The sequence below is a fragment of the Pseudomonas stagnisoli genome, from assembly GCF_048595745.1.
In the GTDB taxonomy this organism is placed as follows: domain Bacteria; phylum Pseudomonadota; class Gammaproteobacteria; order Pseudomonadales; family Pseudomonadaceae; genus Aquipseudomonas; species Aquipseudomonas alcaligenes_A.
Map to the genome: position 1 here is coordinate 725562 of NZ_CP184361.1, position 26691 is coordinate 752252.

Consider the following 26691-nt stretch of genomic DNA (forward strand, 5'->3'; position numbering starts at 1 on the left):
ATGGCTACCGTCAAAGTTACTCTGATCAAGAGCACCAACGGCCGTCTGGCCAACCACAAAGCTTGCGTCAAGGGCCTGGGCCTGCGTCGCATTGGTCACTCCGTCGAAGTTCAGGACACTCCTGAAAACCGCGGCATGATCAACAAGGCTTACTACCTGCTGCGTGTAGAGGGTTAATCCATGCAACTGAACGATCTGCGTTCCGCGCCGGGTGCCCGTCGCGAGAAGCACCGTCCGGGCCGTGGCATCGGTAGCGGTCTGGGCAAAACCGGTGGCCGCGGCCACAAGGGTCAGACCTCTCGTACCGGTGGCTCCATCGCCCCGGGCTTCGAGGGTGGCCAGCAGCCGCTGCACCGCCGTCTGCCGAAGTTCGGCTTCGTTTCCCTGAAAGCCATGGATCGCGCCGAAGTGCGTACCTCCGAGCTGGCCAAGGTGGAAGGCGACGTCGTTACTGTGCAGTCGCTGAAGGATGCCAACGTGATCAACCAAAACGTACAGCGTGTGAAAGTCATGCTGTCCGGCGAGGTTACTCGTGCGGTCACCCTGAAAGGTATCGCCGCCACCAAGGGTGCGCGTGCGGCCATCGAAGCAGCTGGCGGCAAGTTCGAGGACTAAATGGCTAAGCAAGGTGCTCTCTCCGCGCTCAGCAATGGCGGGTTGTCCGAGCTCTGGGCTCGACTGCGTTTTCTGTTCCTGGCGATCATCGTCTATCGGATCGGCGCGCACATTCCGGTGCCCGGAATCAACCCTGACCGGCTGGCCGACCTGTTCCGGCAGAACGAGGGGACCATTCTTAGCCTGTTCAACATGTTTTCCGGCGGCGCGCTGGAGCGGATGAGCATCTTCGCGCTGGGGATCATGCCGTACATTTCGGCCTCGATCATCATGCAGCTGATGACTGCCGTCAGCCCGCAGCTGGAGCAGTTGAAAAAGGAAGGGGAAGCTGGCCGTCGCAAGATCAGCCAGTACACCCGCTACGGCACTCTCGTCCTGGCGATTATTCAGGCGGTCGGCATGTCCGTCGGCCTGGCCAGTCAGGGCGTAGCGTTTTCGGTTGATTTCGGCTTCCACTTCGTGGCGGTGACGACCTTCGTGGCCGGTGCCATGTTCATGATGTGGCTGGGCGAGCAGATCACCGAGCGCGGTGTTGGCAACGGTATCTCGATGCTGATTTTTGCAGGCATCGTGGCCGGTCTGCCGTCGGCAATCGGGCAGTCTTTCGAGTCTGCTCGTCAGGGTGACATCAACATCTTCGCCCTGATTGCCATCGGCCTGCTGGCGGTAGCGATCATCGGTTTCGTGGTGTTCATTGAGCGTGGCCAGCGTCGCATTGCGGTGCACTACGCCAAGCGTCAGCAGGGCCGCAAGGTCTTTGCCGCGCAGACCAGCCACCTGCCGTTGAAGGTGAACATGGCGGGCGTAATCCCGGCCATCTTTGCCAGCAGTCTCCTGCTGTTCCCGGCTTCGCTGGGGACCTGGTTCGGTCAGTCCGAAGGTATGGGCTGGCTGCAGGATATTTCGCAGGCCATCGCTCCCGGTCAGCCGTTGAACATTCTGCTGTTTAGTGCAGGGATCATCTTCTTCTGCTTCTTCTACACGGCGCTGATGTTCAATCCGAAAGACGTAGCGGAAAACCTGAAGAAGTCCGGTGCCTTTATTCCGGGTATCCGTCCGGGTGAGCAATCCGCGCGCTATATCGATGGCGTGCTGACCCGCTTGACCATGTTCGGTGCTCTTTACATGACGGCCGTTTGCCTCCTCCCGCAGTTCCTGCAGGTGGCTGCCAACGTTCCGTTCTACCTTGGCGGGACCTCGTTGCTGATCGTGGTCGTGGTTGTGATGGACTTTATGGCCCAAGTGCAATCTCACCTCGTTTCGCACCAGTACGAATCCCTGATGAAGAAAGCCAACCTGAAGGGCTATGGCGGCGGCATGCTCCGCTGATATAGCGTCCGTAAGGTTCTAGGAGTTACTGATGAAAGTTCGTGCATCGGTCAAGAAGCTGTGCCGCAACTGCAAGGTCATTCGTCGCGACGGCGTCGTGCGCGTGATCTGCAGCGCGGAGCCGCGTCACAAGCAGCGCCAAGGCTGAGTGTGATTCACGCGTAATGAGCCCGGCAGCTAGTGCGCTGCCGGGTTGATTCTTTGTTATTACAGCGTTAATATCGCGCGCCCTATTTCTTGGCTTCCAGGGCGTGGGTAGCTGTCAATTGGAGTTCCACTGAATGGCCCGTATTGCAGGCGTCAACATTCCGGATAACAAGCACACTGTTATCTCGCTGACCTACATCTACGGTGTTGGTCGCACCACTGCGCAGAAAATCTGTGCAACCACCGGTGTCAATCCGGCGGCAAAGATCAAAGATCTCTCTGACGAGCAGATCGAGCAGCTGCGTGGCGAAGTCGCCAAACTCACCACCGAGGGTGACCTGCGCCGCGAAATCAACATGAAAATCAAGCGTCTGATGGACCTGGGCTGCTACCGCGGTCTGCGTCACCGCCGTGGCCTTCCGGTCCGCGGTCAGCGCACCAAGACCAACGCGCGCACCCGTAAGGGCCCGCGTAAGCCGATCCGCAAGTAATTGCGCCCGCGAATCGACAGGAAATAAGTCATGGCTAAGCCTGCTGCTCGTACTCGTAAGAAAGTCAAAAAGACAGTGGTGGATGGCATCGCCCATATCCACGCGTCTTTCAACAACACCATCGTGACCATCACTGACCGTCAGGGCAACGCTCTGTCCTGGGCTACCTCCGGTGGCTCCGGTTTCCGCGGCTCCCGTAAGTCCACTCCGTTCGCTGCCCAGGTGGCTGCCGAGCGTGCTGGCCAGGCTGCTCTGGAATACGGCCTGAAGAACCTCGACGTTAACGTCAAGGGCCCGGGCCCGGGTCGCGAATCCGCTGTGCGTGCTCTGAACGCCTGCGGCTACAAAATCGCCAGCATCACCGACGTGACGCCTATCCCGCACAACGGGTGCCGTCCGCCGAAGAAGCGTCGCGTGTAATAGGAGACAGTGAAGAATGGCTCGTTACATTGGTCCCAAGTGCAAACTGTCTCGTCGTGAAGGCACCGATCTCTTCCTGAAGAGTGGTGCGCGCGCGCTCGAATCCAAGTGCAATATCGAATCGGCTCCTGGTCAGCACGGCGCTCGCCGTGGTCGCCAGTCCGACTACGGTACCCAGCTGCGTGAGAAGCAGAAAGTCCGTCGTATCTACGGCGTGCTGGAGCGTCAGTTCAGCGGTTACTACAAGGAAGCTGCCCGTAAGAAAGGCGCTACCGGTGAGAACCTGCTGCAGCTGCTGGAATGCCGTCTGGACAACGTGGTTTACCGCATGGGCTTTGGTGCCACCCGCGCCGAATCCCGTCAGCTGGTATCGCACAAAGCCATCACCGTGAACGGTTCGACCGTGAACGTCCCGTCCTACCAGGTCAAAGCTGGTGACGTCGTGGCAGTTCGCGAAAAGGCCAAGAACCAGCTGCGCGTTGCCCAGGCTCTCGAGCTGTGCGCCCAGCGTGGTCGCGTTGAGTGGGTTGAAGTGGATGCTGAGAAGAAGTCTGGCGTGTTCAAAAGCGTCCCGGCTCGCAGCGATCTGTCCGCCGACATCAACGAAAGCCTGATTGTCGAGCTCTACTCCAAGTAAGGGCTAGAAAATAGGTGCATCCATGCAGATTTCGGTAAATGAGTTCCTGACCCCCCGTCACATCGACGTTCAGGCGGTCAGTCCGACCCGCGCCAAGATCACCCTCGAGCCTCTCGAGCGTGGTTTTGGCCATACCCTGGGCAACGCGCTGCGTCGCATCCTGTTGTCCTCCATGCCTGGCTGTGCAGTAGTCGAGGCCGAGATCGACGGCGTACTCCACGAGTACTCCGCTATCGAAGGCGTGCAGGAAGATGTGATTGAGATCCTGCTCAACCTGAAAGGTCTGGCCATCAAGCTGCACGGTCGTGACGAAGTCACCCTGACTCTGGCCAAAAAGGGCTCGGGTGTGGTCACTGCTGCCGATATCCAGCTGGATCACGACGTCGAGATCGTCAACGGCGATCACGTAATCGCCAACCTGGCGGACAACGGCGCTCTGAACATGAAACTCACCGTGCGTCGTGGCCGTGGCTACGAGCCGGCTGATGCCCGTCAGAGCGATGAAGACGAAAGCCGTAGCATCGGCCGTCTGCAGCTGGACTCCTCGTTCAGCCCGGTCCGTCGTGTGGCATACGTGGTGGAGAACGCCCGCGTCGAGCAGCGTACCAACCTGGACAAGCTGGTCATCGACCTGGAAACCAACGGCACCCTGGATCCTGAAGAGGCCATCCGTCGTGCCGCGACCATCCTCCAGCACCAGCTGGCGGCCTTCGTTGATCTGAAGGGCGACAGTGAGCCGGTAGTGGTCGAGCAGGAAGACGAGATCGATCCGATCCTCCTGCGTCCGGTTGACGACCTCGAGCTGACCGTACGTTCGGCCAACTGCCTCAAGGCGGAGAACATCTACTACATCGGTGATCTGATTCAGCGCACCGAAGTAGAGCTGCTCAAGACTCCGAACCTGGGCAAGAAGTCCCTGACCGAGATCAAGGACGTCCTGGCCTCCCGTGGTCTGTCCCTCGGCATGCGCCTCGACAACTGGCCGCCGGCAAGTCTGAAGAAGGACGATAAGGCTACTGCCTGATCGTCCGTAATCACCGAACCGAAAGTTTGGTAAGGAATTAATCATGCGTCATCGTAAAAGTGGCCGTCACCTGAGCCGCACCAGCGCCCACCGCAAGGCCATGTTCCAGAACATGGCGGTGTCGCTGTTCGAACACGAACTGATCAAAACCACCCTGCCGAAAGCCAAGGAACTGCGCCGCGTTGCCGAGCCGCTGATCACCCTGGCCAAGGTAGACAGCGTCGCCAACCGTCGTCTGGCATTCGACCGTACCCGTTCGAAAGCCATCGTCGGCAAGCTGTTCAACGACCTGGGCAAGCGTTACGCCACCCGTCAGGGCGGCTACCTGCGCATCCTCAAGTGCGGTTTCCGCGCTGGCGACAACGCCCCTATGGCGTACGTCGAGCTGGTTGACCGTCAGGTTGCTGGCGAAGCTGTAGAAGCCGCTGAATAAGCTGCTTCCGCTCCACAAGAAACCGGGCCCTGTGCCCGGTTTTTTGCTTTCTGGCGTTGGCATTCCCGTCCGGCGCGCCGATGAAAGGGGCTTTTGAGAGATAAAAGCTATCGGTTTATTGCTTTTCATAAATTGGCCCTCTTTCCTGCTCGGGTCTAGTCTTCTCCCATCGTCGGCCGCAGTTGAAGGGACCGACCCGATGAAAAAAGGAGAGAACAATGTCGAACCCAGGTAAATGTCCGTTCCACCACGTCGCCGGTGGCGGCACCTCGAACCGGGACTGGTGGCCCAACCAGCTTCGCGTGGATCTGCTCAACCAGCATTCGGAAAAGTCCAACCCGCTCGGCGAGCAGTTCAACTACGCCGAAGCCTTCAAGAGGCTCGACTACAAGGCGCTCAAGACCGATCTTGTGAAGTTGATGACCGATTCTCAGGACTGGTGGCCCGCCGACTTCGGCCACTATGGTCCGCAGTTCATCCGCATGGCCTGGCACTCCGCCGGTACCTACCGCACCACCGATGGCCGTGGCGGCGGCGGTCGTGGCCAGCAGCGCTTCGCGCCGCTCAATTCCTGGCCGGACAACGTCAACATCGACAAGTCGCGCCGCCTCCTGTGGCCGATCAAGCAGAAGTACGGCCAGCAGATTTCCTGGGCGGACCTGTTCATCCTCGCCGGCAACGTCGCGCTGGAGTCCATGGGCTTCCGTACCTTCGGCTTTGCCGGTGGCCGTGAGGACACCTGGGAACCGGACCAGGACGTCAACTGGGGCGCCGAGATGCAGTGGCTGGGGGTCGACCCGGAGCGGGTCAAGGACACTCGCGAGCTGAACGGTCCCTTTGGCGCTACCCACATGGGCCTCATCTATGTGAACCCGGAAGGGCCGAATGCCAGCGGCGACTATCTGGAAGCGGCCAAGGACATCCGCGCCACCTTCTACCGCATGGCCATGAACGACGAGGAGATCGTTGCCCTGATCGCCGGTGGTCACACCTTCGGCAAGGCCCACGGTGCCGCGCCTGAGTCGCACAAGGGCCCGGAGCCGGAAGCTGCGCCGATCGAGGCGCAGGGCCTGGGCTGGATGAGCAACTTCGGCAGTGGCCATGGCAAGGACACCATCTCCAGCGGCATCGAGGTGACCTGGACCAAGACCCCGGCGCTGTGGAGCAACAACTTCTTCGAGAACCTGTTCAAGTACGAGTGGGAGCTGACCAAGTCGCCTGCCGGCGCCAAGCAGTGGGTCGCCAAGGATGCCCCGGAGATCATTCCGGATGCGCATATCCCGGGCAAATTCCACAAGCCAACGATGCTCACTACCGACCTGACGCTGCGCTTCGATCCCGAGTTCGGCAGGATCTCCAAGAGCTTCCTGGATGATCCGCAGGCCTTCGCCGATGCCTTCGCTCGCGCCTGGTTCAAGCTGACTCACCGCGACATGGGGCCGAAGGCACGCTACCTGGGCCCGGAAGTGCCGAAGGAAGACCTGATCTGGCAGGACCCGCTGCCGGCAGCCACGCACAACCCGAGTGCCGCCGATATCGCCGACCTCAAGGCGAAGATCGCCGCCTCCGGCCTGTCGGTGGGTGATCTGGTGTCGGTGGCTTGGGCGTCGGCCTCCAGTTTCCGTGGCAGCGACAAGCGTGGTGGCGCCAATGGTGCGCGCCTGGCGCTGGCGCCGCAGAAGGACTGGGCCGTCAACCAGCGGGCGATCAAGGCCCTGCCCAAGCTGGTGGAGATCCAGAAGGCCTCCGGCAAGGCATCCCTTGCGGACGTGCTGGTGCTCGCCGGTAACGTGGGCGTGGAACAGGCTGCCAAGGCCGCCGGCGTCAGCGTCGATGTGCCGTTCGCGCCTGGTCGGGTCGATGCCCGGCAGGATCAGACCGATGTCGAGTCTTTCGCCGCGCTGGAGCCGGTGGCCGATGGCTTCCGCAACTACAACAAGGGCAACCTGGGCGTGCCGACCGAGGCGCTGCTGATCGACAAGGCGCAACTGCTGACCCTGACTGCCCCCGAGCTGACCGCGCTGGTCGGTGGTCTGCGTGTGCTGGGCGCCAACCATGACGGCAGCGCGCATGGCGTGTTCACCGACAAGGTTGGCGTGCTGTCCAACGACTTCTTCGTCAACCTGCTGGACATGGGAGTGGAGTGGAAGGCGACTGGCGCCGATGCCGAGCTGTTCGAAGGCAAGTGCCGCAAGACCGGCCAGGTGAAGTACAGCGGTACCCGCAACGATCTGATCTTCGGCTCCAACTCGATCCTGCGGGCCTATGCCGAGGTGTACGCCAGTGCCGACGGCCAGCAGAAGCTGGTCAGGGACTTCGTCGCGGCCTGGACCAAGGTGATGAACCTGGATCGCTTCGATCTGGCCTGATTCACCGGCAACAAGAAAAAGCCCCGCATCGGCGGGGCTTTTTCATTTGGGCGAAGGTCAGACGCGGTCGCGTTCCAGCAACGGCTTGAGGAAGTGACCGGTGTGCGATGCCGGGTTGGCTGCCACGTCCTCCGGGGTGCCGGTGGCGATGATCATGCCGCCCTTGGAGCCGCCCTCGGGGCCGAGGTCGACGATCCAGTCGGCGGTCTTGATTACGTCCAGGTTGTGCTCGATGACCACCACGGTGTTGCCGTGGTCGCGCAGGCGGTGCAGCACGTCAAGCAACTGCTGGATATCGGCGAAGTGCAGGCCGGTGGTCGGCTCGTCGAGGATATACAGGGTCTTGCCGGTATCGCGCTTGCTCAGCTCGCGGCTCAGCTTGACCCGCTGCGCCTCGCCGCCGGACAGCGTGGTCGCACTCTGCCCCAGCTTGATGTAGGACAGGCCGACGTCGACCAGGGTCTGCAGCTTGCGCGCCAGGGCCGGCACGGCATCGAAGAACTCGCGGGCTTCTTCGATGGTCATGTCGAGCACCTCGGTGATGCTCTTGCCCTTGTACTTCACTTCCAGGGTTTCGCGGTTGTAGCGCTTGCCCTTGCACACGTCGCACGGCACGTAGATGTCCGGGAGGAAGTGCATCTCCACCTTGATCACGCCGTCGCCCTGGCAGGCCTCGCAGCGACCGCCCTTGACGTTGAAGCTGAAACGGCCCGGGCCGTAGCCGCGCGAGCGCGACTCGGGCACACCGGCGAACAGTTCGCGGATCGGGGTGAACAGGCCGGTGTAGGTCGCGGGGTTGGAACGCGGCGTACGGCCGATCGGGCTCTGGTCGATGTCGACCACCTTGTCCAGGTGCTGCAGGCCGTCGAACGAGTCGTGCGGGGCGGCTTCCAGGGTGGTGGCGCCGTTCAGCGCGGTGGCGGTGAGCGGGAACAGGGTGTTGTTGATCAGCGTCGACTTGCCCGAGCCGGAGACGCCAGTCACGCAGGTGAGCAGGCCGACCGGGATCTCCAGGTCGACGTTGCGCAGGTTGTTGCCGCGCGCGCCCTTGAGCTTGAGCAGCTTCTTCTTGTCGCGCGGGGTGCGGGTGGCCGGGTAGCGGATCTTTTCGCGGCCGGAGAGGTACTTGCCGGTCAGCGAGTCGGGGTGGTTCATCACCTCATCCGGGGTGCCCTCGGCGACCACGCGGCCGCCGTGCACGCCGGCGCCGGGGCCGATATCGACCACGTAGTCGGCCAGGCGGATGGCGTCTTCGTCATGCTCGACCACGATCACCGTGTTGCCCAGGTTGCGCAGGTGGGTGAGGGTGCCCAGCAGGCGCTCGTTGTCGCGCTGGTGCAGGCCGATGGACGGCTCGTCGAGGATGTACATCACGCCGACCAGGCCGGCGCCGATCTGGCTGGCCAGGCGGATACGCTGGGCTTCGCCACCGGACAGGGTGTCGGCGCTGCGGTCCAGGGTCAGGTAGTCGAGGCCGACGTTGACCAGGAACTGCAGGCGTTCACGGATTTCCTTGAGGATCTTCTCGGCGATCTCGCCGCGGCGGCCGGTCAGGCTCATGCCGCCGAAGTAGTCGCAGGCCTCGCCGACCGGCAGGCCGGTGACGGCCGGCAAGGTGCGCTCGCCGACCCACACGTGGCGCGCCTCGCGACGCAGACGGGTGCCGCGGCAGTCCGGGCAGGGCTGGGTGCTGAGAAACTTGGCCAGCTCCTCGCGCACGGTGGCCGACTCGGTCTCGCGGTAACGGCGTTCGAGGTTGGGGATGATGCCCTCGAAGGGGTGCGAACGTTTGACGATGTCGCCGCGGTCGTTGAGGTACTTGAAGTCGACGTTCTGCGTGCCGCTGCCGAACAGGATGACTTTCTGGTGCTCGGCGGCCAGGTCGTCGAATGGCTCGTCGAGGCTGAAACCGTAGTGCGCGGCCAGCGAGCCGAGCATCTGGAAGTAGTAGACGTTGCGCCGGTCCCAGCCGCGGATGGCACCTTCGGCCAGGGTCAGCTCGCCGTTGACCAGGCGCTTGGCGTCGAAGAACTGCTTAACGCCCAGGCCGTCGCAGGTCGGGCAGGCGCCGGCCGGGTTGTTGAAGGAGAACAGCTTGGGTTCCAGCTCGCTGATCGAGTGGCCGCAGTGCGGGCAGGCGAAGCGCGCGGAGAAGATGATCTCGTCACCCTCTTCGTCGTCCATGGGGGCGACCAGGGCGATGCCGTCGGCCAGCTTGATGGCGGTCTCGAAGGATTCGGCCAGGCGCTGCTGCAGGTCCTCGCGCACCTTGAAGCGGTCCACCACCACGTCGATGCTGTGCTTCTTCTGCTTGTCCAGCTTGGGCAGCTCGTCCAGCTCGTAGAGCTTGCCGTTGACCCGGGCGCGGACGAAGCCCTGGGCGCGCAGCTCTTCGAACACCGCCAGGTGCTCGCCCTTGCGCTCGCGGATCACCGGGGCCAGCAGCATCAGCTTGCGGCCCTCGGGCAGGGTCAGCACCTGGTCGACCATCTGGCTGACGGTCTGCGCTTCCAGCGGCACGTCGTGGTCCGGGCAGCGCGGGATGCCGACGCGGGCGTAGAGCAGGCGCAGGTAGTCGTAGATCTCGGTGATGGTGCCCACCGTCGAGCGCGGGTTGTGCGAGGTCGACTTCTGCTCGATGGAGATGGCCGGGGAGAGGCCCTCGATGGTGTCGACGTCGGGCTTCTCCATCATCGACAGGAACTGCCGGGCGTAGGCCGACAGCGACTCGACGTAGCGGCGCTGGCCCTCGGCGTAGAGAGTGTCGAAGGCCAGCGACGACTTGCCGGAACCGGACAGGCCGGTGATCACGATCAGCTTGTCGCGCGGCAGGGTCAGGTCGACGTTTTTCAGGTTATGGGTGCGAGCGCCCCGGATCAGAATCTTGTCCACTTAGGGAACCTCTAAAAGCTATCTGCGTTGCCATCGCTGCGTTAAAAGCACGCTCGGGCGCGAGTCCGATCAGAGTGCTCATTTACTGCTCGTAAACTGCGCCTCTTTGCCTGCTTCTGCCTTGCGCTGGCTGCCTCGCCAACGCTTTCAGAGGCGCCTCGCAGGTGGGCGGGCGGAAACCACGCAGTATACGGCCGGCCGTCGTCGCGCGGCAAAGCGCCGCGCCTGTATCGGCGCTGGGATGGCTGCTAGAATCGCCGGCCAATTTGTTCAGGGTTTTTCCATGCACGATCCGCACAGCGAACGCATGAGCGCCAGCGAAACGCGCGCCGCCGGTGGCCTGGCCCTGGTGTTCGCCTTCCGCATGCTGGGCATGTTCATGGTCCTGCCGGTACTGGCGACTTACGGCACCGACCTGGCCGGCGCTACCCCGGCGCTGATCGGCCTGGCCATCGGTGCCTACGGCCTGACCCAGGCACTGCTGCAGATTCCCTTTGGCGTGATCTCCGACCGCATCGGCCGCCTGCCGGTCATCTATATCGGCCTGCTGATCTTCGCCGCCGGCGCCGCCCTGGCGGCCACCGCCGACTCCATCTGGGGCGTGATCGCCGGGCGTGTGCTGCAGGGCGCCGGAGCCATCTCGGCGGCGGTGATGGCGCTGCTCTCCGACCTGACCCGTGAACAGCACCGCACCAAGGCCATGGCCATGATCGGCATGAGCATCGGCCTTTCGTTCGCTGTCGCCATGGTGGTCGGCCCGCTGCTGACCCGCGCCTTTGGCCTCTCCGGGTTGTTCTGGGCCACTGCCGGCATGGCGCTGGTCGGCATGCTGATCATCGCCCTGTTCGTGCCGCGTGCCTCCACTACGCTGCAGCACCGCGAGTCCGGGGTGGCACGCCAGGCGCTGCGGCCGACTTTGCGTAACCCCGAGCTGCTGCGCCTGAACCTGGGCATCGGTGTACTGCACGCCATCCTCATGGCCAGTTTCGTCGCCCTGCCGCTGGCGCTGGTGGAGGAGGGCGGGCTGGCCAAGGAAGAGCACTGGTGGGTCTATCTCAGCGCGCTGCTGGTCGGCTTCTTCGGCATGGTGCCGTTCATCATCTATGCCGAGAAAAAACGCCGGATGAAGCGCGTGCTGTGTGGCGCGGTGGCCGTGCTGGTGCTCTGCGAGCTGTACTTCTGGGCCTTCGGCCACGGGCTCAAGGCGCTGGTGCTGGGCTTCATCCTGTTCTTCACCGCCTTCAACCTGCTGGAGGCCTCGCTGCCTTCGCTGGTGAGCAAGGTGGCGCCGGCCGGCGGCAAGGGCACGGCCATGGGCGTGTACTCCACCAGCCAGTTCCTCGGCGCCGCGCTGGGCGGCATTCTGGGCGGCTGGCTGTACCAGCACGGCGGCCTCGGCCTGGTGTTCGTCGGCTGTGCATTGCTGGGGGTTTTCTGGCTGCTGGCAGCTGCTACTATGCGCGAGCCGCCTTATGTGACCAGTCTGCGCCGCCCGCTTGCCGAGACGGCGCTGGCCGACAGCGGACTGGTGGGGCGACTCCTCGCGATACCCGGCGTCAGCGACGCCATCGTGGTGGCCGAGGAGGCCGCGTTGTACATCAAAGTGGACACCCAACAATTGGACCGCGCGTTGCTCGAGCAAGTGCTCGAAGAGGCCGCGGGGACGCATTCAGCTTAGGAGAACGAAATGGCCCGTGGGGTTAACAAAGTCATTCTGATCGGCAACGTCGGCGGCGACCCGGAAACCCGTTACCTGCCCAATGGCAATGCGGTGACCAACATCACCCTGGCCACCACCGACAGCTGGAAGGACAAGCAGACCGGCCAGCAGCAGGACCGTACCGAATGGCACCGCGTGGTGTTCTTCGGCAAGCTCGCCGAGATCGCCGGCGAGTACCTGCGCAAGGGCAGCCAGTGCTACGTCGAAGGCCGCCTGCAGACCCGCGAGTGGGAGAAGGACGGCGTCAAGCGCTACACCACCGAGATCGTGGTCGACATGAACGGCACCCTGCAGCTGCTCGGCGGCCGTGGTGGCAACCAGGAAGGCGGTGGCGACTACGCCCCGCGTCAGCAGCAGTCGCGCCCGGCCCCGCAACAGGCCGCCCCGCGTCCGGCGCCGCAACCAGCCGCCCAGCAGCCGGCCCAGGACTTCGACAGCTTCGACGACGATATCCCGTTCTAAGCTGCGTCAGGTCCCACTAGAAGCCCGCCCAGTGCGGGCTTTTTCATGCCCGCGGGGTGCGACGCCGTGTCCGGCGCGCTGCCCTGGCCGTGCCGCTAGAATGCCGGGCTCATGAACCCGCTCAGCCGCAATTTCCGCGATTGGCTCTACGCCTTTGCCCTGGTGGGCATGCTCCTGCGCGTGAGCATGCCGCTGTGGGCATTGCCGCAGATGAGCGAAGGCGGCTTCATGCTGCTGTGCACCTCGCAGGGCATCCAGTGGCAGCTCGGCGAGGAAGGCAAGGGCAGCGTCGCCGCGCACCAGTTGCCCTGCGTGCAGTGTGGCGCCCATCTGGCCAGCTTGCAGTCGTTCCCCTTCACCCCACCGCGGCCGCCCGTTGCCGCGTCCGAGCGGCCGTGCTTTGCCGAGGCGCTGAGCCTCAGCCCGCCGTTCCTGGTGGCGCCACCCGGAAGGGCCCCACCGGCCATATTCCTGATCCAGCCATCCAGCGCCCTCCGTGCGAGGGCATAGCGCTGTCTTTTTTCAGGAAACACCATGAACGCATCCGTATTCGTGTCGGCACGTGGCTGCCGTCTGCCTTTCATCCTTTCTGCCCTGAGTCTGGCCATCGCCGCGCCGGCCATCGCCGCCGAGTCTGCCGATGTCGAGCTGGCACCTGGCGTGGTCACTGCCGTGCAGCAGAGCTCACCGTTGACCGTGATCGCCGACCCCAAGGACGCCCGCCAGCCGGTGCCGGCCAGCGACGCCACCGACTACCTGAAGACCATCCCCGGCTTTTCCGCCATCCGCAGTGGCGGCACCAACGGCGACCCGGTGCTGCGCGGCCTGTTCGGTTCACGCATCAACCTGCGTACCAACGGCGGCCTGATGCTGGGCGCCTGCCCGGGACGCATGGACGCCCCGAGCTCTTACATCTCGCCGGAGACCTACGACCAGCTCACTGTGATCAAGGGGCCGCAGACCGTGCTCTGGGGGCCGGGGGCCTCGGCCGGTACCGTGCTGTTCGAGCGCCAGCCGGAGCGCTTCGGCGAGCTCGGCACGCGCCTGCATGCCAGCCTGCTCACCGGCTCCAACGGCCGCTTCGACAAGGTGCTGGACGCTGCCGCGGGTGGCGAGCAGGGCTACCTGCGTTTCGCCGGCAACCAGGCGCAGTCCGATGATTACGAGGATGGCGACGGCGATACCGTGCCGTCGCGCTGGAAGAAGTGGAACGGCGACCTGGCCATCGGCTGGACACCGGACGCCGACACGCTGCTCGAACTCAGTGCCGGCAAGGGCGATGGCGAGGCGCGCTACGCCGGGCGCGGCATGGACGGTGCGCAGTTCGCCCGCGAGAGCCTCGGCCTGCGTTTCGAGAAGGGCAACCTGGGCGGCGTGCTGGATAAGGTCGAGGCGCAGGTCTACTACAACTACGCCGACCACATCATGGACAACTTCAGCCTGCGCGATCCCGACCCGAGCAGCATGATGCCCATGCCAATGGCCTCGCAGGTCGACCGCCGCACCACCGGCGCGCGCGTGGCGGCCACCTTCGCCTGGAGTGAGGTCGAGCTGGTTGCCGGGCTGGATGCGCTGCGCAGCGAACACCGCGCCCGCGCCTCGCGCTACCGCATGCCGATGATGGGCCAGCCGGCGCAGTACACCGATGCCGACCAGTTTCCCTGGACCAAGGACTCGGTGATGCACAACTACGGCGCCTTCGCCGAGCTGACTTGGCAGGCCGCCGAGCGCAGCCGGGTGATTGGCGGCGCGCGCCTGGACCGTGCCGACGCCACGGACTACCGGCAAACCGTCACCCACATGAGCATGGTGCAGGCCAACCCGACCGCCGGAGAGCAGCGCAGCGACACCCTGCCCAGCGGCTTTGCCCGCTACGAGTATGACCTGGCCGACTCGCCGACCACCCTCTACGCCGGTATCGGCCATGTGCAGCGCTTCCCCGACTACTGGGAGCTGTTCTCGCCCAAGCGCGCCCCCGAGGGCGAGGTCAACGCCTTCGATGGGATCAAGCCGGAGAAGACCACTCAGCTCGATTTCGGCGTGCAGTACGCCGGCGAGGACCTGCAGGCCTGGGCATCCGGCTATGTCGGCCAGGTTCGGGACTACATCCTGTTCAGCTACAGCCGCAACATGATGGGCAGCCTGGTCTCCCAGGCCGACAACATCGATGCGCGCATCATGGGCGGCGAGCTGGGTGTCGCCTACGACCTCACCGACACCTGGAAGACCGACGCCACCCTGGCCTATGCCTGGGGCAAGAACAGTTCCGATGGCGAGGCGCTGCCGCAGATGCCGCCGCTGGAGGCGCGCCTGGGGCTGACCTACGAGCGCGAGTCCTGGAGTGCCGGCGCCCTGTGGCGCGTGGTGGCGCAGCAGAACCGCGTGGACGAGGGCAAGGGCAACGTGGTCGGCCGCGACCTCGGCAAGAGCGCCGGCTTCGGCGTATTCTCGCTCAATGGCGCCTATCGCGTCAGCGAGCAGGTCAAGCTCAGCGCCGGCGTCGACAACCTGTTCGACAAGGACTACGCCGAACACCTCAACCTGGCCGGCAACGCCGGTTTCGGCTACCCGGCCGACCCGGTGGCCATCGACGAACCGGGCCGTACGTTGTGGACCAAGGTCGAGTTCGACTTCTGAGTGTTACGGAGCCCGCCTTTTGGCGGGCTCTTTCTTTCGGCCGCTAATGCATTCGCCAAGACGGCAGGTACTGTCGAGCGGCTACTTCAGCTCCCAGCGCCCGTTCACCCGTTCGGCCAGCCCGCGTTCACCGAGCGATTCCAGGTAGCGTTGCAGGCCTTTCTCGCCGCGTTTTCTGAACAGGCGGATGCTGCGGGGCAGCAGGTTGGGGAACAGCATGGCCAGGCTGGACAGCCAGGACTCGCTGGCCTTGGGCGTGCGCTCCAGGCAGGGCTTGTCGAGCATCCGCAGGACCTGTTCGGCCACGTCTGCCGGCTGCTGCGGCGGGTCCATGAACTGCAGGGGGTTGCCGCCGTGGACGGCTTCCTTGAGCAGCATGGGCGTCTCGGTGGCGGCGGGCAGGATCGAGCCGACCCGGATGCCCTTGGCTTCCAGGTCCAGGCCGATCGACAGCATGGCGCCGCGCAGGCCGAACTTGCTGGCGGCGTAGATCGGTGTTTCCGGCAGCGGGAAGATGCCGCCGATCGACACCGTGCTGATCACCCGCGCATCGGCCGAGCGCCTGAGCAGCGGGATGGCCAGACGGGTGAGCACCAGCGGCGCGATCAGGTTGATGTTGAGTTCGCTGACGATACTTTCCACCGAGCGCTCGTCGAAGGCTTCGACATGCGCGACGGCGGCGTTGTTGATGAGGATGTCGATGCGGCCGAAGCGCGCCTCGATCTGCGCCAGCACTCCGCTCAGGGCGGCCTGGTCGGTCAGGTCGAGGGCGAAGGCGCAGGCCTGCTCGCCGAGGCGATCGGCCAGGGCCTGCAGGCGCGCGGCGTCGATGTCCAGCAGGGCCAGGCGCATGCCGCGGGCGATCAGGCGCTCGCAGATGGCCTGGCCGATGCCACCGGCGGCACCGGTAATCAGAACGACTTCATTCATGGGCGGCTCCAGGCTCAGAGAGCGGGTTCGGCGTGGGCTTTCAGGTTCGGCGCGGGCGTGCGCCGCAGGCCGGCGTAGTAGCCCTCTTCCAGTTCGCCCCAGCCCATCTGCTGGCGCAGTTTGCGCAGGTGCTTCTTGAGCGCATGCACTTCCAGGTACACCTCGTGGCGCTGGGATTTGACGAACTGGATGCCGCCGGACAGGTCCGGGTGGTCATGGGCGATCAACTGGTCGAACTGGCGGGCCTGCTCGGGGCGTTGCAGCTGGTCGCGCAGGTAGCAGGCGATGGCGTGGGCCTCGTTGTCGAACAGCTTGTAGGCGCTGGAGTTGGTTTCCAGGTAGCCGATGCCGAACAGGTTGTGGTGCTGGCGGCTGAAGATCGACAGGTACAGCTGCGGGCGTCCGCCCTTCCACTCGAAGTAGTCGGCGGCGTACTTGCAGCTCCACTTGTAGCCGGTGGCGTAGAGCACCAGATCGAGCGCTTCGCGGCTGCCGTCCTTGAATACCGCGTAGTCGCCCTCGTAGTGCGACACGTCCGGTTTCACCTGGATGTCGCCGTGCTGCAGGTAGTGCAGCAGCTGGGTGTTCATCAGCGGGTGGCTCTCGAACAGCTTGTGGTCCGGTTTGGGCAGGCCGAAGCGACTGGTGTCGCCGTTGATCAGGCGCAGGATCACCTGGAAGATCGGTCGGGTCAGCCACATCGGCAGTTGCGGGCCTTTCTCGCTGACCTCGTCGGCCGGTAGGCCGAACAGGTGCTTGGGAATGAAGTGGTAGCCCCGGCGCATGCTGATAAAGGCCTTGTCGGCGTGGGTGGCGGCGTCGCAGGCGATATCCGCGCCGGAGTTGCCGGCACCGATGATCATCACCCGCTTGCCGCGGAATTCATCGGCCTTCTTGAAGGTCACCGAGTGGCGGATCTCGCCGTTGAACTGGCCTTTTACCTCCGGCATGTTCGGGTCCCAGTTGCAGCCGGTGGCACAGACCACTGCGCGATAGCGGCGTTGTTCGCCTCCCGCGAGCGTCACCTGCCAGCGGCCATCGTCCTGCTTCTCGACCTTCTCCACCGCGGTGTTGAAGCGGATGTTGTCGTACAGGTCGAAGGCCCTGGCGAAGGCGCGGGCGTACTCGAGGATCTGCCGGTTGCTCGGGTAGTCCGGGAAATGCTTGGGCATCGGGTAGTCGAGGAAGCCCGACAGGTCGCGCGAGGAAATGAAATGCGCGGATTCGTACATCGGCGTGCCGGGGTTGTCGATGTCCCACACGCCGCCGACGTCGCGATGGCGTTCGAACTGCTCGTAAGCCAGGCCCTGGCGCTTGAGGGCGCGGGCCATGCACAGGCCGCCGGGGCCGCCACCGATGATGCATACGGCATCACCGCAATCCTGGATGTTGGGGGTTGTTGTACTCACGAGGATGCTCCATGTCGGGACGTTCGATGCTTCCACGGTAGCCAGGCGCGGGGAGAGCCAGCAGGGGCGATGTGGCCACCAAAGAGGGCCGAAACGGACAGCGATGAGCGCGCGGGGATTGGCCGTTTGCTGGTGCCTGGCTGGCCGTTTGGGACCTCATGGGCGGCCCGTGGCTCCTTTAGTGTGGTGCTATCGAAATGAGCCTATGGGCGGAGGATGGATATGCGGGCAGGGCAGAGCGGGAAGCGCGGGGCGGCCGTCGGCCTGCTGCTGTGCATGCTGCTGACGGGCTGTGGCGCAGAGGATGTCGCGCAGGCACCCGCGGGCGCCGGGCAGGGCGTACCGACGGATGCAAAGCTGGCGCAGCTGTATGGCGCCAGCTGCAAACAGTGCCATGCCAACCCGGCTGCCGGCGCACCGCTGACCGGTGATGTCCAGGCCTGGGCACCACGCCTGGAAAAGGGCATGGATACCCTGCTGGATCACAGCATCAACGGCTTCCAGGGCATGCCGCCACTGGGGCTGTGCATGCAGTGCGGGGAGGCCGACTTCCGCGCGCTGATCGAGTTCATGGCGGCCGCGCCGCAGCCTGCGGAGGGCCGCTGAGATGGTCTCGCGTCGTCAGCTGTTGCAGCGTGCCAGTCTGCTGGGGGCCTGCCTGGCCTTGCCGGCCCGTTCGCTCTGGGCGGCGGAAACGCCGCGGCCGATTCCCTGGCGCAACTGGTCCGGCGTGCAGAGCTGCCTGCCGCTGGAGCGGGCCGCGCCGCAGAACCTGGATGAGCTGGTGCAGCTGATCCGCAAGGCGACGGGCAAGATTCGTCCGGTGGGCGCGGGGCACTCCTTCAGCGCCCTGGTGCCGACCAATGACACCCTGCTGTCGCTCGCTCACTTCTCCGGGCTGCTGGCGCATGATGCACAGACCCTGCAGGCGGAGTTCGGTGCCGGCACGCCGATGTCGACCATGGGCGCGCCGCTTCGGGACGTCGGCCAGGCGCTGATCAACATGGCGGACACCGACTACCAGACCCTGGCCGGCGCCATCGCCACCTCGACCCACGGCACCGGCATCGGCTTCGGTTCCTATTCCTCCAACGTCTGCGGCCTGCAACTGGTCAGCGCCGCGGGCGAGGTGCTCGACTGCAGCCGCGAGCAGAACCCCGAGTTGTTCGCTGCCGCGCGCGTCTCGCTCGGCGCGCTGGGCGTGGTGACCAAGGTACGCATGCAGAACCGCGCCGCCTTTCGCCTGCGTGAGCGCCAGTGGCTGGGCAAGACCGAAGAGCTGCTGGAGGACATCGACAACCTCAAGCGCGACAACCAGCACTGGGAGATGCTGGTGGTGACCCACTCCGACTATGCCCTGGCCGTGGCGCTGAACGAGACCGAGGACCCGGCCACGCCGCCGGTGCCGCCGGACGAGGAGGGTGGCAACGGCTTCATCGACATCATCGAGGGGCTGGACAAGCACCTGAGCGACTCGCCCGGCCTGCGTCGCAGCCTGCTCAACAACATGCGCCACCTGGCCAGCTTCGACGACCGCGTGGACGCCTCCTACGAGATCTACGCCAACGTGCGCAACGTGCGCTTCAACGAGATGGAGTACTCGGTACCGGCCGAGCATGGCCCGGCCTGCCTGCGCGAGATCCTCAAGCGCATCGACGACGGCAACCTGCGCACCTGGATGCCGGTCGAGTACCGCTACGTGAAGGCCGACGATATCCCCCTGAGCATGTTCGAGGGGCGCGACAGCTGCGCGATCTCGATCCATCAGCACTATTCGATGGACCACCACGACTTCTTCGCCGCCATCGAGCCGATCTTCTGGAAGTACCAGGGGCGGCCGCACTGGGGCAAGCTGCACAGCCTGGGCGCGCGCCAGTTGCAGGCGCTGTACCCGCGCTGGAAGGAGTTCACCGAACTGCGCCAGGCGCTCGACCCGCAGGGGCGCTTCGTCAATGCGCACCTGGCCGGGCTGTTCGGTCTGAACCTGGGCTGAGGAGAGGGGATGAAGCGACGCACGCTCGTACTGGCTGGCCTGGGCGCCGGCGGACTGCTGGCGACTGCCTGGCTGCGCCCCGGTGATCGCGGCCAGCCGCATGATGCCTACTTCCAGGCGCTGAGCCAGGAGCTCAAGGCCAACGGGCCGATGCGCCCGGTACTGCTGATCGACCTCGACCGCCTCGACCACAACATCGAGGTGGTGCGCCAGTTCCTCGCCCGCAGTGGCAAGCAGCTGCGCTTGGTGGAGAAGTCCCTGCCGGCGCCCGGCCTGCTGCGCTATATCGGCGAGCAGCTCGGCACCCAGCGGCTGATGTCCTTTCATCAGCCGTTTCTCAACCATGATGCGCGACTGTTCCCCGAGGCTGACATCCTGCTCGGCAAGCCGTTGCCGGTGCGCTCGGCGCAGCTGTTCTACCAGCAGCACAGCGGCCCCTTCGATCCGGCCAAACAGCTGCAGTGGCTGATCGACACGCCCGCGCGCCTGCAGCAATACCTGGCCCTGGCCCAGGGGCTGGGCACGCGGCTACGGATCAATATCGAACTGGATGTGGGCCTGCACCGCGGTGGCGTGAGCGACACCCAGACGCTCGGGCAGCTGCTGCAGCTGATCGCCGATCATCCGCAGCAGCTGGAGTTCGCTGGTTTCATGGGTTACGACCCCTTCGTCGGCATGAACCTGCCGTCCGTGCTCGGCAGCCAGGACGCGTTGCTGGCCAAGGTCATGGCGCTGTATCAGGGCTATGTCGACTTCACCCGCCAGCGCTTCCCGGCGCTGTGGCGCGCGGGGCTGACCCTCAACACCGCCGGCAGCCCGAGCTACCGGGCGCACGAGCAGGAGCGCCTGAGCAGCGAGGTGGCCATCGGCACCGGCCTGCTCAAGCCCAGCCATTACGACCTGCCGTCGCTGGCCGAGCATGTGCCGGCTGCGTATATCGCCACGCCGGTACTCAAGCGCACCGGGGCGCTGCGCATTCCGGCGCTGGACGAGAAGTCGCGGCTGTTCGCCTGGTGGGACGTCAACCAGCGCGAGACCTTCTTCATCTACGGCGGCAACTGGCAGGCCGACCCGGTTTCGCCGGCCGGGCTGCAGCTGAGTGGTCTGTACGGGCGCAGTTCGAACCAGGAGCTGATCAACGGCTCGCCGGCGGTGGGCCTGGCCGTGGACGATCAGGTGTTCCTGCGCCCGACTCAGAGCGAATCGGTGCTGCTGCAGTTCGGCGATCTGCTGGCGGTGCGTGGCGGCAGGATCGTCGAGCGCTGGCCGGTGTATCAGGAGTAGGTTTTCCCTCACCCAACCCTCTCCCGGAGGGAGAGGGCTGACTCGTTGCTGGCTGCAAGTACGGCGTTTCCTGGTACTTCGGACTGGCCCCCTCTCCCTCCGGGAGAGGGCCGGGGTGAGGGCTTTCCGTCTGCTAGGACTCCTGAGCAATCCGCTGCTTCGCCGTGCGCGGCGTCACCCCGGTCCAGCGCTTGAAGGCGCGGCGGAAGTTGCGCACATCGCTGAAACCGGTCTCGCTAGCCACGTCGATCAGCCGGCTGTCGCGGTGGCTGAGCAGGGCCAGGGCTTTGGCCCGGCGCACCGAGTCGATGATGCCGTGGTAGGACAGCCCCGCCTCATCAATGCGCCGGCGCAGGGTGCGCTCGCCGAGGTTGAGCTGCTGTGCCAGCTCGGCCAGTTGTGGCGGGCGGCACAGGCTCTTGCGCACTTCGCGCTGGATGGTTTCGATCAGGTCGGAGCTGCCCTGTTGCTCCCAGCGTGCGCTGTCGAGCACCTCGGCGATTTCGGCGGCGACATAGTCGTCGCGGGTCGGCAGCGGCAATGCCAGCCAGCGCGCGTCGAAGGCGATCAGGTTGTGCCCGGCACCGAACTTCACCGGGCAGCGGAAGATCTCCGCGTAGCGCTGCCAGTGCGGCGGGCGCGGGTACTCCAGCTCGATACGGTCGAGGACCAGGTCACGGCCGGACAGGTGGCGAACGATGGCCATTGCGCTGGCGAAGGCTTCCTCCAGATAGAACACCGCCACTTCCGGATCGAAGAAGCGTGTGCTGGCCAGCACACGGCAGCGGCCCTTGTGCATCTGCTGCTGGTAGTCGAGCAGGGCGCCGGTGTGGCGCTGGTAGCGGATGGCCAGGTCGAGCGCCTCGCCCAGAGTCGGGCTGGCCTGCATGGCCAGGCCCACCAGCCCCCAGGACACGGCGGTCTGCCGATGCCCGACGGCCAGGCCCAGGCCGCTGTCGTCCAGGCTGTGCAGGGCGCGGCGCACCAGCAGGTAACTCTGCCGGTGGGACAGGCGGTAGTCGGGTTTCTTCAGGTCGTCCGGCTCGAAGCCCAGGCCGCGGCAGAGCATGGCCGGGTCGCGGCCGAGCTCGGCAACGTGCTGCAGGAGGAAGCGGGAAATCTGGGGCGGGGCCGAGGCTTCCGAATAGCGTGGATCGGCGATGGGTTTCATGGGTACGCTCCCGGCAGGAGGTCGCTGGCGCTGAACGCCTGGTTCTTGTTGTTATGCGGCATCTCGTCGGGTGCCGTTTTGCATAGTTAGCATGGCGTCAGGATCTGACGCCAGTTGCATCGTGTAGGGCGGGTGAAACCCGCGTGCGGCTTCCACCCGTCCTGCGCTGTGCGCTCGCTGCGGCGTTCCGCAACGTAGGGTGGATCATGCTTCACCGATCACCGGGTGCCGATCCACCGGGTGGCGTTCCACCGGGTGGCGGTCCACCGAACGGTCCGTCGGTGGATGAGCGAAGCGTCATGGTCAGTAAGCCCCCAGCTCCGCCGCCGGTTGCCCCAAGGCATGGCTGGCCGCAGCGTTGGCCTGATCCTGGCGCAAGCGCCGGCCGGCGATCAGGCGTACCCACCAGGGCACCTGCTTGACCCGGTCGCCGCCCAGGCGTGCCAGTACATAGGCCATGGCGCACTTCTCGAACAGCTCGGCATTGAACAGCATGCGGTTGCGCGTGACGCCGAGGGTCAGCAGGTGGCCGTCGACCAGCCCGGCGTTGCCGCCTGCGGCCAGCAAAGCCGGCAGCTGCTGCGCCGTGTCCGGCGCCCAGGAGCGGCCGATGTGCCGCGCCTGTTCGTCGAACACCGCCGGCATCGCCTCACCCAGTTCGCCCAGTTGCAGGCTCCAGCGCGGGCTCAGGGTGGCCACGGCGCCGACGTCGCCGCGCAGGCGATAGACCTCGGCGTGCAGGCGGCTGAGGTTGTCGGTGGGGCGGTCCAGCGCAACCTGTTGCACTGCGCCGCCCGCAGCCAGCAGGAGCACCTGCCCGCTGCCTGGTTGCAGCACGGACAGGCTGTCGCCGCTTTGCTGGAAGAAGCCCTTGGAGGTCAGCCGCGTGGCGGCCTGCAGCAGTTCATCGTGCATGTTCAGACCAGCCCGAATACATCGTCGAAGCGGTTCAGCGCTTCGTCGATGATGTCGTCCGTGTCGGCGGCGCTGGTGTACAGGCGGCTGCCGGCGAGAGTGACCAGACCGTGGGCCATATAGGCCGCGCCCATCTCTTCCATCATGTGCTTGCGCGGGTTGACCTCGCGCAGCAGCTGTATCGGGTTGCGCACGTTGAGCAGCAGCACACCGGAGGTCTGCAGGTGCACCACCGAGCCCTGGTTGTAGACCACGTAGGGCAGGCCGCGGCGTTCGATGATGGCGGCCAGGCCGGCGGTCAGGCGGTCGCCGGCGCGCCCGGCCACGGCGGCGGCGTTGCGCTTCTCCATCTCGATCAGGCTGTAGTAGCCGGCCACGCAGGACAGCGGGTTGGCGGTCAGGGTGCCGCCGACGAAAGCGCGCTTGGTCTGCTTGCCGCCGATGCCGCCGGCCAGCAGCATCATCACCTCGCGGCGGCCGCCGATGCCGCCGGCCATCGGGTAGCCGCCGGTCAGGCACTTGCCGAAGATGGTCAGGTCCGGCTTCACGTTGAAGTAGCCCTGGGCGCCGCTCAGGCCAACGCGGAAGCCGCTGACTACCTCGTCGAAGATCAGCAGCGCGCCGAACTCGTCGCACAGCTTGCGCAGGTTGGCGTTGAACTCCCTGTGCGCGGGGCGGGTGCCGCTTTCCGGGCCGAGCGGTTCGACGATGATCGCCGCGGTGCCGCCGCGCAGGCGGTTGAGCTGCAGGCGCCGGCGGATGGCGGCCAGGTCGTTGGGGAAGCTCTCCTGGGTGTGCGAGGTGGCGCCGCGCGGGATGCCGATGGCCTCGCGCCGGCCGGTGCCGGGGATGCGCATGCCGTACACCAGCTGATCGCTCCAGCCGTGGTAGGCGCCGCCGATCTTGATCACCCACTTCTTGCCGGTATAGGCACGGGCCAGGCGGATGGCGCCCATCACCGACTCGGTGCCGGAGGCGAGCATGCGGAACATCTCCACCGAGGGCACATGCCGGCACACCAGTTCGGCCAGCTTGTACTCGTACTCGTGCAGCAGGCCGGTGACCGGACCGCACTCGCGCAGGGTTGCGATGACCTTCTCCTGCACCACCGGATCGTTGCTGCCGAGCAGGGTCGGCCCGCCGGCCTGGAGGAAATCGATGTAGCGGTTGCCGTCGACGTCCTCCAGGTGCGCACCCTTGGCGCTCTTCATCGCCAGCGGGAACGGGTAGTTGAACGCCAGGTTGTGCTGGATGCCGCCAGGGATCACGGTCGCGGCCTGCTCGGCCAGGCGCTTGGAGCCCTGGCACTGCTGTTTGAAATAGCCGTGTACCCGTTCCATGTGCTCGCGGCGGATTGGCCGGATCGGTTGCTTGATCAGCGCCTTGAGGCGTGCGTCGATGGCATCGGTATCCGGCCAGTGGGAAATGCCGGAGGTTTGCAGGTCAGGCTGGGTGGAGGCGTTCATGGCGGGTGCTCTTCTGATAATTCGGGGCTAGGAATTCAGGGCGACCAGCGCATGCCGGCACGCGCGGTTTTCCGGTTGCGTGGCCAGGGCGCGCTGGAACCAGGCGATGGCTTCCTGCTCCAGCAGCTGCACCACGCGGCAGGCGTCTTCCAGGGTGGCGCCGAGGCACACGGCGCCGTGGTTGCGCATCAGGTAGGCATTCAGGTCGCGGCGCACGCGCTTGCCGACATTGCTCGCCAGCCAGCCGGTGCCCGAGGGGGCGTAGGCGCAGACCGGTACGTCGCCGCCGATCCGCTGGCGCGCCTCGGCATCGCTGACCGGCAAGGGGCGGTCGAGCAGGGTGAAGGCGCTGGCCACCGGCTGGTGGGTATGCACGCTGGCCCAGCAGTCCGGTCGGGCCTTGAACATGCGCGCATGCAGGCCGCTTTCCACCGAGGGCTTGCCGTGGCCCGAGAGCTGCTGGAGGTCGGCCAGGCGCAGCACGCAGATGTCGTCGGCGCGCATGGCGTAGTAGTCGCTGGCCGAGGGCGTGACGGCGAAACGCTCGGCGTCGATGCGCAGGGCTAGGTTGCCGCCGACCCCGGCCAGGTAGCCCTGGTCGGCCAGCCGCACGGCGGTGCGCACCACGGCCTCGCGGGCCTCTCGTTCGATACTCATGCCCGGGCTCCGTGGAGTTTGGCGTAGAAGGGGGCCAGCGCCTTGTGCGCGGCGCGGAAGGTGGCGTAGCTGTCGGCGTAGCGCTGGCGGTTGCTGGTGCTCGGCTCGAAGCTGCGGCGCAGGGCGACCCGCGCCGGGATGTCACTGAACTGCATGGCGCCGATGCCGACGCCGGCCAGGAAGGCCGCGCCGCGGGCGTTGGCCTGGATCGGCTGGTGCGGCTGGTGCACGGTCATGCCGAGGATGTCGGCGAAGATCTGGCTCCACACATCGGACTGGCCACCGCCGCCGACCAGGGTGATTTCCCGCGCAGGCGCGCCGAGGAAGCCCTCGACCGCTTCCATCATCCAGCGGGTGTTGAGCGCCACGCCTTCGAGGAAGGCGCGCACCATGTCCTCGCGCGCATGTTCCAGGCTCAGGTTGAGCAGGCCGGCGCGCAGGTTGGCGTCGTCCACCGGGCTGCGCTCGCCCATCAGCCAGGGCAGGTAGAGCAGGCCGCGCGCGCCTGCCGGCACCCCGGCGGCGATCTCGTCGAGGATGCGGTAGACGTCCGGGCGCGCTTCGTCCTGCAGCAGGGCGTCCTTGGCGTAGAGGATGCGGTCACGCAGGAAGCTCAGGTTGGCGCCGGCGGCGGATTGCATGACCATCATCAGGTAGCGGTCGGGCAGGGCGCAGGGCACGGCAGCGATCTGTTTGAACACGTCGGTCTTCTTCCGCGCTACGTGGCCGCCGATCCACGACGAGGTGCCGACGTACAGGTGCAGGGCGTTGTCCGCCACCGCGCCGGAACCCAGGGCGGCGGCGCTGTTGTCCACCGCGCCGGCGACCACCGGGATGCCCGCTGGCAGGCCGAGTTGCTCGGCCACGGCCGTGCGTAGCGGGCCGAGCACCTCGCTGCAGTGCACCAGCTCCGGCAGCTGCTCGCGGTCGAGACCGGCCAGGCGCAGCAGGCCCTCGTCATAGCGGATATTGGCCGGGTCGCGGTTGTCGGTGACCCAGGTGGTCAGCGCCGAATCGACAGTGGCCACCGTGCGCCCGGTCAGGCGCAGGTTCATGAAATCCAGCACGTTGAGGAACTTGGCGGTGCGTGCGTACAGCTCCGGCATGGCCTCGCGGATAAAGGCGATATGGCCGAACGGGTCCTTGCCGGACAGTGCCGGCGCACCACCAGTCAGGCGCAGCCAGCGCCACAGTTTCAGCGGGTCATAGCCGGCCACCCTTGGCAGGCGCCCACCGACCTGGCGCTGCACGGCGGCCTGGCCGCGCATGTCCATGTACAGCAGGGCGCGGGCCAGCGGTTGGCCATCGCGGTCGACCGGCAGGGTGCCTTCGCCCTGGCACGAGCAGGCGATGGCCAGCAGGTTCTGCCGGGCCTGCGGGTGGCTGTGCAGCACCTCGCCGGCGCTGGCGAGAAAGGCCTGCCACCAGTCCTCCGGGCATTGCTCGACACCGGCACCGGGCAGCACATGGCTGCTCACCGGGCGGAAGGCGAAGGCCAGCACGCGGCCATCCAGGCCGACCAGCGCGGTCTTGCAGCCGGAGCTGCCGAGGTCCACGGCCAGTACCAGTTCACTCACGATTTGCGCCTCATGTGCATTCGCCTCTTCCCATCGATCGCGAGTCGCGCTAAAACATAAGCATTGCTCATCTTTTTCGAGAATGCTGTGGCCACCAAAAATTTGTCAAGCAC

Annotated in this window: 25 protein-coding genes; 17 read left to right on the plus strand and 8 right to left on the minus strand. The window is 65.6% G+C overall.

The window, feature by feature from the left end:
* The 10 genes from rpmD (at position 1) to katG (ending at position 7465) form a co-directional block, all read left to right on the plus strand.
* Positions 1 to 177, plus strand: coding sequence for a 50S ribosomal protein L30 (gene rpmD / locus ACOAPY_RS03485; protein WP_021702694.1), 177 nt, complete (start codon positions 1 to 3; stop codon positions 175 to 177).
* A gap of 3 nt (positions 178 to 180) precedes the next feature.
* A complete protein-coding gene (gene rplO / locus ACOAPY_RS03490) occupies positions 181 to 615 on the plus strand; it encodes a 50S ribosomal protein L15 (protein WP_021702693.1) in 435 nt (144 codons plus the stop codon).
* Entirely contained in the window at positions 616 to 1944 is a 1329-nt protein-coding gene (gene secY / locus ACOAPY_RS03495) for a preprotein translocase subunit SecY (RefSeq protein WP_076580075.1), read from the plus strand. It abuts the gene before it with no gap.
* A gap of 31 nt (positions 1945 to 1975) precedes the next feature.
* On the plus strand, positions 1976 to 2092 hold the full coding sequence (gene rpmJ, locus ACOAPY_RS03500) for a 50S ribosomal protein L36 (protein WP_043217073.1): 117 nt from the start codon (positions 1976 to 1978) through the stop codon (positions 2090 to 2092).
* Positions 2093 to 2225: 133 nt separating this feature from the next.
* The gene (rpsM, locus tag ACOAPY_RS03505) at positions 2226 to 2582 is read left to right on the plus strand and encodes a 30S ribosomal protein S13 (protein WP_021702691.1); all 357 of its coding nucleotides are present in this window, start codon (positions 2226 to 2228) and stop codon (positions 2580 to 2582) included.
* A gap of 30 nt (positions 2583 to 2612) precedes the next feature.
* Positions 2613 to 3002, plus strand: a complete 390-nt coding sequence (gene rpsK, locus ACOAPY_RS03510) for a 30S ribosomal protein S11 (protein WP_021702690.1) — start codon at positions 2613 to 2615, stop codon at positions 3000 to 3002.
* A 16-nt stretch (positions 3003 to 3018) separates the two neighbouring features.
* On the plus strand, positions 3019 to 3639 hold the full coding sequence (gene rpsD / locus ACOAPY_RS03515) for a 30S ribosomal protein S4 (protein ID WP_021702689.1): 621 nt from the start codon (positions 3019 to 3021) through the stop codon (positions 3637 to 3639).
* Positions 3640 to 3661: 22 nt separating this feature from the next.
* Positions 3662 to 4663, plus strand: coding sequence for a DNA-directed RNA polymerase subunit alpha (locus ACOAPY_RS03520; protein ID WP_277690651.1), 1002 nt, complete (start codon positions 3662 to 3664; stop codon positions 4661 to 4663).
* Positions 4664 to 4706: 43 nt separating this feature from the next.
* A complete protein-coding gene (gene rplQ, locus ACOAPY_RS03525) occupies positions 4707 to 5096 on the plus strand; it encodes a 50S ribosomal protein L17 (RefSeq protein ID WP_021702687.1) in 390 nt (129 codons plus the stop codon).
* A 218-nt stretch (positions 5097 to 5314) separates the two neighbouring features.
* Entirely contained in the window at positions 5315 to 7465 is a 2151-nt protein-coding gene (katG, locus tag ACOAPY_RS03530) for a catalase/peroxidase HPI (protein ID WP_465155027.1), read from the plus strand.
* A 57-nt stretch (positions 7466 to 7522) separates the two neighbouring features.
* Here the strand turns inward: katG and uvrA are convergent, their stop codons facing one another.
* Positions 7523 to 10357 (minus strand): excinuclease ABC subunit UvrA, encoded by a 2835-nt coding sequence (gene uvrA, locus ACOAPY_RS03535; RefSeq protein ID WP_465155028.1) that lies wholly within the window; start codon positions 10355 to 10357, stop codon positions 7523 to 7525.
* A gap of 283 nt (positions 10358 to 10640) precedes the next feature.
* Between uvrA and ACOAPY_RS03540 the strand changes: the two genes are divergently transcribed.
* From ACOAPY_RS03540 to ACOAPY_RS03555, 4 genes are all read left to right on the plus strand, one after another.
* Entirely contained in the window at positions 10641 to 12035 is a 1395-nt protein-coding gene (locus ACOAPY_RS03540) for an MFS transporter (protein ID WP_465155029.1), read from the plus strand.
* 9 nt (positions 12036 to 12044) lie between these two features.
* Positions 12045 to 12539, plus strand: coding sequence for a single-stranded DNA-binding protein (locus tag ACOAPY_RS03545; protein WP_021703063.1), 495 nt, complete (start codon positions 12045 to 12047; stop codon positions 12537 to 12539).
* A 111-nt stretch (positions 12540 to 12650) separates the two neighbouring features.
* Entirely contained in the window at positions 12651 to 13049 is a 399-nt protein-coding gene (locus ACOAPY_RS03550) for a hypothetical protein (protein WP_465155030.1), read from the plus strand.
* Positions 13050 to 13073: 24 nt separating this feature from the next.
* A complete protein-coding gene (locus ACOAPY_RS03555) occupies positions 13074 to 15176 on the plus strand; it encodes a TonB-dependent copper receptor (RefSeq protein ID WP_465155031.1) in 2103 nt (700 codons plus the stop codon).
* 81 nt (positions 15177 to 15257) lie between these two features.
* Here ACOAPY_RS03555 and ACOAPY_RS03560 read toward each other — a convergent pair whose 3' ends face one another.
* Positions 15258 to 16106 carry an SDR family oxidoreductase gene (locus ACOAPY_RS03560; protein WP_286947821.1) on the minus strand — a complete coding sequence of 283 codons (849 nt, stop codon included), beginning with the start codon at positions 16104 to 16106 and terminating at the stop codon, positions 15258 to 15260.
* Positions 16107 to 16120: 14 nt separating this feature from the next.
* Positions 16121 to 17515, minus strand: a complete 1395-nt coding sequence (locus ACOAPY_RS03565) for a flavin-containing monooxygenase (RefSeq protein ID WP_465155032.1) — start codon at positions 17513 to 17515, stop codon at positions 16121 to 16123.
* A gap of 222 nt (positions 17516 to 17737) precedes the next feature.
* On the opposite strand from ACOAPY_RS03565, the gene ACOAPY_RS03570 reads away from it, so the two are divergent.
* From ACOAPY_RS03570 to ACOAPY_RS03580, 3 genes are all read left to right on the plus strand, one after another.
* Positions 17738 to 18121, plus strand: coding sequence for a c-type cytochrome (locus tag ACOAPY_RS03570; protein ID WP_043216565.1), 384 nt, complete (start codon positions 17738 to 17740; stop codon positions 18119 to 18121).
* A gap of 1 nt (position 18122) precedes the next feature.
* Positions 18123 to 19508: a D-arabinono-1,4-lactone oxidase gene (locus tag ACOAPY_RS03575; protein ID WP_465155033.1), complete on the plus strand. Its 1386-nt coding sequence runs from the start codon at positions 18123 to 18125 to the stop codon at positions 19506 to 19508.
* 72 nt (positions 19509 to 19580) lie between these two features.
* Positions 19581 to 20792: a DSD1 family PLP-dependent enzyme gene (locus ACOAPY_RS03580; RefSeq protein WP_465156698.1), complete on the plus strand. Its 1212-nt coding sequence runs from the start codon at positions 19581 to 19583 to the stop codon at positions 20790 to 20792.
* A 133-nt stretch (positions 20793 to 20925) separates the two neighbouring features.
* Here ACOAPY_RS03580 and ACOAPY_RS03585 read toward each other — a convergent pair whose 3' ends face one another.
* The 5 genes from ACOAPY_RS03585 to ACOAPY_RS03605 all read right to left on the minus strand — a co-directional run bounded on the left by ACOAPY_RS03585 (position 20926) and on the right by ACOAPY_RS03605 (position 26578).
* Entirely contained in the window at positions 20926 to 21963 is a 1038-nt protein-coding gene (locus tag ACOAPY_RS03585) for an AraC family transcriptional regulator (protein WP_465155034.1), read from the minus strand.
* Between the two features lie 303 nt (positions 21964 to 22266).
* On the minus strand, positions 22267 to 22878 hold the full coding sequence (locus ACOAPY_RS03590; RefSeq protein ID WP_465155035.1) for a hypothetical protein: 612 nt from the start codon (positions 22876 to 22878) through the stop codon (positions 22267 to 22269).
* Positions 22879 to 22880: 2 nt separating this feature from the next.
* Positions 22881 to 24344 (minus strand): aspartate aminotransferase family protein, encoded by a 1464-nt coding sequence (locus ACOAPY_RS03595; protein ID WP_465155036.1) that lies wholly within the window; start codon positions 24342 to 24344, stop codon positions 22881 to 22883.
* Positions 24345 to 24371: 27 nt separating this feature from the next.
* Positions 24372 to 25001, minus strand: coding sequence for a class II aldolase/adducin family protein (locus ACOAPY_RS03600; protein ID WP_465155037.1), 630 nt, complete (start codon positions 24999 to 25001; stop codon positions 24372 to 24374).
* Positions 24998 to 26578, minus strand: coding sequence for a xylulokinase (locus ACOAPY_RS03605; protein ID WP_465155038.1), 1581 nt, complete (start codon positions 26576 to 26578; stop codon positions 24998 to 25000). Before ACOAPY_RS03605 ends, ACOAPY_RS03600 begins: the two co-directional genes overlap by 4 nt.
* Positions 26579 to 26691 lie beyond the last annotated feature (113 nt).

Bases quoted from the DNA above. Each gene is read 5' to 3' on its own strand.
- rpmD (WP_021702694.1), top strand. From the start codon at position 1: ATGGCTACCGTCAAAGTTACTCTGATCAAGAGCACCAACGGCCGTCTG.
- rplO (WP_021702693.1), top strand. From the start codon at position 181: ATGCAACTGAACGATCTGCGTTCCGCGCCGGGTGCCCGTCGCGAGAAG.
- secY (WP_076580075.1), top strand. From the start codon at position 616: ATGGCTAAGCAAGGTGCTCTCTCCGCGCTCAGCAATGGCGGGTTGTCC.
- rpmJ (WP_043217073.1), top strand. From the start codon at position 1,976: ATGAAAGTTCGTGCATCGGTCAAGAAGCTGTGCCGCAACTGCAAGGTC.
- rpsM (WP_021702691.1), top strand. From the start codon at position 2,226: ATGGCCCGTATTGCAGGCGTCAACATTCCGGATAACAAGCACACTGTT.
- rpsK (WP_021702690.1), top strand. From the start codon at position 2,613: ATGGCTAAGCCTGCTGCTCGTACTCGTAAGAAAGTCAAAAAGACAGTG.
- rpsD (WP_021702689.1), top strand. From the start codon at position 3,019: ATGGCTCGTTACATTGGTCCCAAGTGCAAACTGTCTCGTCGTGAAGGC.
- ACOAPY_RS03520 (WP_277690651.1), top strand. From the start codon at position 3,662: ATGCAGATTTCGGTAAATGAGTTCCTGACCCCCCGTCACATCGACGTT.
- rplQ (WP_021702687.1), top strand. From the start codon at position 4,707: ATGCGTCATCGTAAAAGTGGCCGTCACCTGAGCCGCACCAGCGCCCAC.
- katG (WP_465155027.1), top strand. From the start codon at position 5,315: ATGTCGAACCCAGGTAAATGTCCGTTCCACCACGTCGCCGGTGGCGGC.
- ACOAPY_RS03540 (WP_465155029.1), top strand. From the start codon at position 10,641: ATGCACGATCCGCACAGCGAACGCATGAGCGCCAGCGAAACGCGCGCC.
- ACOAPY_RS03545 (WP_021703063.1), top strand. From the start codon at position 12,045: ATGGCCCGTGGGGTTAACAAAGTCATTCTGATCGGCAACGTCGGCGGC.
- ACOAPY_RS03550 (WP_465155030.1), top strand. From the start codon at position 12,651: ATGAACCCGCTCAGCCGCAATTTCCGCGATTGGCTCTACGCCTTTGCC.
- ACOAPY_RS03555 (WP_465155031.1), top strand. From the start codon at position 13,074: ATGAACGCATCCGTATTCGTGTCGGCACGTGGCTGCCGTCTGCCTTTC.
- ACOAPY_RS03560 (WP_286947821.1), bottom strand. From the start codon at position 16,106: ATGAATGAAGTCGTTCTGATTACCGGTGCCGCCGGTGGCATCGGCCAG.
- ACOAPY_RS03570 (WP_043216565.1), top strand. From the start codon at position 17,738: ATGCGGGCAGGGCAGAGCGGGAAGCGCGGGGCGGCCGTCGGCCTGCTG.
- ACOAPY_RS03575 (WP_465155033.1), top strand. From the start codon at position 18,123: ATGGTCTCGCGTCGTCAGCTGTTGCAGCGTGCCAGTCTGCTGGGGGCC.
- ACOAPY_RS03585 (WP_465155034.1), bottom strand. From the start codon at position 21,963: ATGAAACCCATCGCCGATCCACGCTATTCGGAAGCCTCGGCCCCGCCC.
- ACOAPY_RS03590 (WP_465155035.1), bottom strand. From the start codon at position 22,878: ATGCACGATGAACTGCTGCAGGCCGCCACGCGGCTGACCTCCAAGGGC.
- ACOAPY_RS03595 (WP_465155036.1), bottom strand. From the start codon at position 24,344: ATGAACGCCTCCACCCAGCCTGACCTGCAAACCTCCGGCATTTCCCAC.
- ACOAPY_RS03600 (WP_465155037.1), bottom strand. From the start codon at position 25,001: ATGAGTATCGAACGAGAGGCCCGCGAGGCCGTGGTGCGCACCGCCGTG.